Origin of the sequence: Luteococcus sp., from assembly GCF_043424415.1 — a bacterium.
Classification (GTDB): Bacteria; Actinomycetota; Actinomycetes; order Propionibacteriales; family Propionibacteriaceae; genus Luteococcus.
This window is the reverse complement of record NZ_JBHWOO010000245.1, coordinates 1-4,335: the sequence shown is the minus strand read 5'-3', so window position 1 is coordinate 4,335 and position 4,335 is coordinate 1. Positions and strand designations below refer to the sequence as shown.

Genomic DNA, 4,335 nt, shown 5'->3' with positions numbered 1-4,335 from the left:
AGCCCACGTTCATCAGTGGGCTGAGCCCGGCGGCGCGTGTGGGGGCCTCGAGGTCGCCGCACTCGGCGAGCCACCGGCCCAGCATCTGGTGGCCGCCCTCGGTGAGGACGCTCTCGGGGTGGAACTGCACGCTCTCGACCGCCAGCTCCCGGTGCCGCACCGCCATGATCACGCCGGTGGCGGTGCGGGCGGTCACCTCCAGGCAGTCGGGCAGCGTCTCGGGCACGATCGCCAGCGAGTGGTAGCGGGTGCAGCACACCGGACTGTCCAGGTCGGCGAAGACGCCCTGCCGCTCGTGAAAGATCTCGCTCACCTTGCCGTGCAGCAACTCCGGGGCGCGGTCGACGGTGCCGCCGAAGGCCACCGCCATCGCCTGCAGCCCCAGGCAGACGCCGAACAGCGGCACCCGCCCGGCAAGGTTCCGCACCACGTCGATGCAGACCCCGGCGGCCTCGGGCGTGCCCGGACCGGGTGAGAGCAGGACCCCGTCGAAGCCGTCGGCCCAGTCGGTGGTGAACACGCCCTCCGGGCGGAAGCGTGGATCGTCATTGCGCCAGACCTCCACCTCGGCACCGATCTGGGCCAGGTACTGCACGATGTTGTGCACGAAGGAGTCGTAGTTGTCGACGACGAGGATGCGGGCCATGGGCCCATTCTTCCGCACGCCACGGCGGGAACTGCCCGGCGTCCCCGGGCTGGGACCATCGAGCCAGCGTCGGCCGCTCAGCCCCCCGTGCTGGCGCTGTGCAGTTCCAGCGCGCCGCTGTAACCGGGCATGGTCACCTCGCGGAGGCGCTGCTGCTTCCAGCCCAGCCCATAGGCCTCGACGTACTGCTGGTAGACGCCAATGGCCGGCGTTGCGGCCAGTGCCTTCTCCAGGCGGTCCTGGTCGCCGATCGCGGTCACCACATAGGGCGGGGCATAGGGCACGCCGCGCAGCACCACCGTGTTGCCGACGCACTTGATGCCGGTCAGCGAGGTGACGCGCTGTTCCTGGATGGTCATGGCCTCGGCCCCGCCCGCCCACAGGGCATTGACGACGGTCTGGATGTCCTGCTGGTGCACCACCAGCAGGTCCTCGTCCACGCCGGCGGGCTTCACGCTCAAGGGGGCGTCGGTGAGCTCGACGCTGACCGCCGGGCCCTTCACGGGGGTGAGTCCGGCCAGCTGGCTGGCCTCGTCGAGCCGGGCAGTGACCTGCTGGTCCCCCGACCCGGGAACCGAGGCCAGGTCCACCTGTTCCCGCAGGGTGCCGACGCGCTCGGTCAGCTCCGCATTGCGCCCGGCCTGGGCGCGCACGAGGGCGGTCAGGTCGTCATTGCGGGTGGGCCGCAGGTCAGTGCCGCCGCTGGTGTTGGCGCTGGTGGCCATCATGAGGCCCGCGCTGACCACCACCAGCATCGAGGCCAGCCGGGTTGCGCGGTTGATCGGGCGGTTGGCCTGGCGCAGCCGGGCATGACGCACGCGTGAGGCGGCCCGTCGCCAGGCCTGGCCGGCTGCCATCGCGTCCTCCCGTGGGTGCGCCGCCCCGTCATCTGTCGCCCGGCAGGTGCACCGGACTCGTCGCGGGGGCTGTGGGTGCGCGTCAACTAGGCTACCCGTAGCGGCCGACCTCCCGGCCGTTCGACGCCACCAGGAGAAGTGTCTTGCCCGAGTCCAAGGTCCGCCAGCACACCGCCGCCAAGAAGAAGTCCGCGAACCGGCAGGAGCTTGCCGCCCAGCGGCGCGAGGACAAGCGACTGGCCGCGCCCTCCGGGGGCGTGAACTGGGTGCCGTGGGCCTTCAGCATCATCGGCCTGCTGGGCGTGGCCTGGCTGGTGGTCTTCTACGTGGCCGGCCACCTGGTGCCCGGCATGCGGGAGCTCGGCAACTGGAACATCCTGATCGGCATGGGGCTGATGGCAGCTGCCTTCGGCATCGCCACGCAGTGGAAGTAGTTTCCACCACCTCAACGGCCCAGCCGGCCGGGCAATGATCGCCCGGCCAGCCTGGACCCTCAGCCCTGGGGCTTGAGCAGCGGGAAGAGGATCGTCTCGCGGATGCCGGCATTGGTGAACAGCATCACCAGGCGGTCGATGCCCAGGCCGAGGCCCCCCATGGGCGGGCAGCCGAACTCCAGCGCATCGAGGAAGTCCTCGTCGAGCTGCATCGCCTCGGGGTCACCACCGGCGGCCAGCAGTGACTGCTCGGTGAGCACCTCGCGCTGCACCACCGGGTCGATGAGCTCGCTGAAGCCGGTGCCGCGTTCCATGCCACCGATGATGAGGTCCCAGGCCTCGATCAGACCGGGCTCGCTGCGGTGCGGGCGGGCCAGCGGCTGGGCGATGGCCGGGTAGTCGCACACGAAGGTGGGGTTGACCAGCGTCGGCTCGACGACCTCGCCGAAGAGCTCCATCGCCAGCTTGCCAGCGGGCCACTTCGGGTCGTGGTCGATCTCGCGCTCCTCCAGCAGCTCCACCAGCCACTCGGCGGGGGTCTCGACGGTGATGGTCTCGCCGATCGCCTCCGACAGGCCCGGGTAGAAGCTGAGCCACTTCCACTCGCCGTCCAGGTCGATGGTGCCGGCGGGGGTCTCGATCTGGTGGATGCCGGTGGCCTCGGCGGCCGCCATGATGACGTCCTTGATCACCTGGGCGATGGTGAACTGGTCGCCCCAGCTCATGTACGCCTCGAGCATGGTGAACTCGGCCGAGTGCGAGGAGTCGATGCCCTCGTTGCGGAAGATGCGGCCCATCTCGTAGACGCGGTCCGCACCACCGACCATGGCGCGCTTGAGGTAGAGCTCGAGGGCGATGCGCAGCGTCATGTCGATGTCGAAGGCATTGAGGTGGGTCCTGAAGGGGCGGGCGGCCGCGCCGCCGTGCACCAGCTGGAGGGTGGGGGTCTCCACCTCGAGGAAGCCCTGGCCGTCGAGGACCCGCCGCACGGCCTGGGTGATCGCGGCACGGGTGCGCACCATCTCGCGCGCCTCCTCACGCACCACCAGGTCGGCATAGCGCTGTCGCACGCGCGCCTCCTCGCTGAGCTCCTTGTGGAGCGTGGGGAGCGGGCGCAGGGCCTTGGAGGCCATCCGCCACTCGCAGGCCATCACCGACAGCTCGCCGCGGCGGGAGCTGATCACGCGGCCCTTCACCCAGACGAAGTCGCCCAGGTCGGCCTCCGCCTTCCAGTCGGCCAGGCCCTGCTCGCCGACCTCGGCGAGGCTCAGCATCACCTGCAGGCGCTCGCCGGAGTCGTCGTGGGTGAAGCCATCCTGCAGCGTGGCGAAGGCCAGCTTGCCGGTGTTGCGGATGAAGACCACGCGACCGCCGATGGTCACGACCTCGTCGGTCTCCTGACCGGCCTCGAGGTGACCCCAACCCTGGCGCACCTCCGCCAGGCTGTGGCTGCGGCGCAGGTCGGCCGGGTAGGCCTGCTTGCCCTGCTCGAGCATTCTGGCCCGCTTGTCGCGTCGCACCTGCATCTGCTCCGAGACGGACGGCCCCTGGGGGGCGTTGGCGGCAGTGTCTTCGATCTTCTCACTCACCGCTCGATCCTATCCTGACCGGCGACGAGGCCGGCCTGCCCGGATGGCGGCCTGTTCGCCCAGCACGTAAGCCCTTGGCACCGCCCTCGGCCGCTGCCTAGCGTGGGCCCCAGCACGACACGTGATCGGCCCACGGCCCGGGCGCACCAGGTGCCCGCCCAACTGAGGAGGACCCATGAGTGTCAATCCCTATGGTGACAATGACCGACTCCAGGCAGGCGTCGTCGAGGAAGGCAACCAGGTCGACCGGGAGCGTCACGGCGTCGACGGCCAGCCCGCGGCCGAGGACCAGCGGGTGGTCACCGGCGACCGCCAGCAGGTGCAGGAGGACGACGTCATCATCCGCGAGACCGTCCGCCAGGACCCCGCCCGTGATGACCTGGCCCGTGATGACCTGGCCCGCGACGACCTGGCCCGCGACGACCGCCCGCACCAGGACCGGGTCGAGCACACCGTCGTCGAGCGCGAGGTGGTCGAGACCGAATACGTCGTCGAGGATGGTGCCCGCGATGACGACCCGCGCGACCGTTCCGGCCACCACTCGGAAATCGACGACGTGACGGCCGACCCGTCCCACCGACCGGCCGGGCGCCGTCCCGGTGACGAGACTGCCTTCCGGCTCGACCAGGAGAACGGCCACGACCGCGTCGCCGAGCACACCATCGAGGGCCGCAATCCCGAGCTGTCCGACGACCCGCAGGCGCGCGACGACCAGGACGGCCGCGACGAGGCGGCACCGGAGTTCACCAACTGACGGTTTCCAGTACGCAGCAGCACCGATGAGGGGTGGTGCCTCCCGAGGTCCACGG

At 70.5% G+C, this 4,335-nt stretch carries 5 protein-coding genes; 2 read left to right on the top strand and 3 right to left on the bottom strand.

The features are described from left to right. Together ACHFFZ_RS14400 and ACHFFZ_RS14395 are read right to left on the bottom strand one after the other, a co-directional pair. Nucleotides 1-646, bottom strand: a 646-nt coding sequence (locus tag ACHFFZ_RS14400) for an aminodeoxychorismate/anthranilate synthase component II (protein ID WP_394277289.1), incomplete at its 3' end; no start/stop codon positions are given. 77 nt (nt 647-723) lie between these two features. Beyond that, complete coding sequence (locus tag ACHFFZ_RS14395; RefSeq protein ID WP_394277288.1) at nt 724-1,503, bottom strand: DUF881 domain-containing protein; 780 nt, start codon at nt 1,501-1,503, stop codon at nt 724-726. A gap of 143 nt (nt 1,504-1,646) precedes the next feature. On the opposite strand from ACHFFZ_RS14395, the gene ACHFFZ_RS14390 reads away from it, so the two are divergent. Then, nucleotides 1,647-1,937, top strand: coding sequence for a cell division protein CrgA (locus ACHFFZ_RS14390; RefSeq protein ID WP_394277287.1), 291 nt, complete (start codon nt 1,647-1,649; stop codon nt 1,935-1,937). 59 nt (nt 1,938-1,996) lie between these two features. On the opposite strand, the gene lysS is transcribed toward ACHFFZ_RS14390, so the two are convergent. Further along, nucleotides 1,997-3,463: a lysine--tRNA ligase gene (lysS, locus tag ACHFFZ_RS14385; protein WP_394277290.1), complete on the bottom strand. Its 1,467-nt coding sequence runs from the start codon at nt 3,461-3,463 to the stop codon at nt 1,997-1,999. A gap of 238 nt (nt 3,464-3,701) precedes the next feature. On the opposite strand from lysS, the gene ACHFFZ_RS14380 reads away from it, so the two are divergent. Beyond that, on the top strand, nt 3,702-4,280 hold the full coding sequence (locus tag ACHFFZ_RS14380) for a hypothetical protein (protein WP_394277286.1): 579 nt from the start codon (nt 3,702-3,704) through the stop codon (nt 4,278-4,280). The last annotated feature ends 55 nt before the right edge of the window (nt 4,281-4,335 follow it).

What these genes read in the sequence shown, in the direction of transcription:
- lysS (WP_394277290.1), bottom strand. Translation starts at nt 3,463, where the DNA reads ATGCAGGTGCGACGCGACAAGCGGGCCAGAATGCTCGAGCAGGGCAAG.
- ACHFFZ_RS14395 (WP_394277288.1), bottom strand. Translation starts at nt 1,503, where the DNA reads ATGGCAGCCGGCCAGGCCTGGCGACGGGCCGCCTCACGCGTGCGTCAT.
- ACHFFZ_RS14380 (WP_394277286.1), top strand. Translation starts at nt 3,702, where the DNA reads ATGAGTGTCAATCCCTATGGTGACAATGACCGACTCCAGGCAGGCGTC.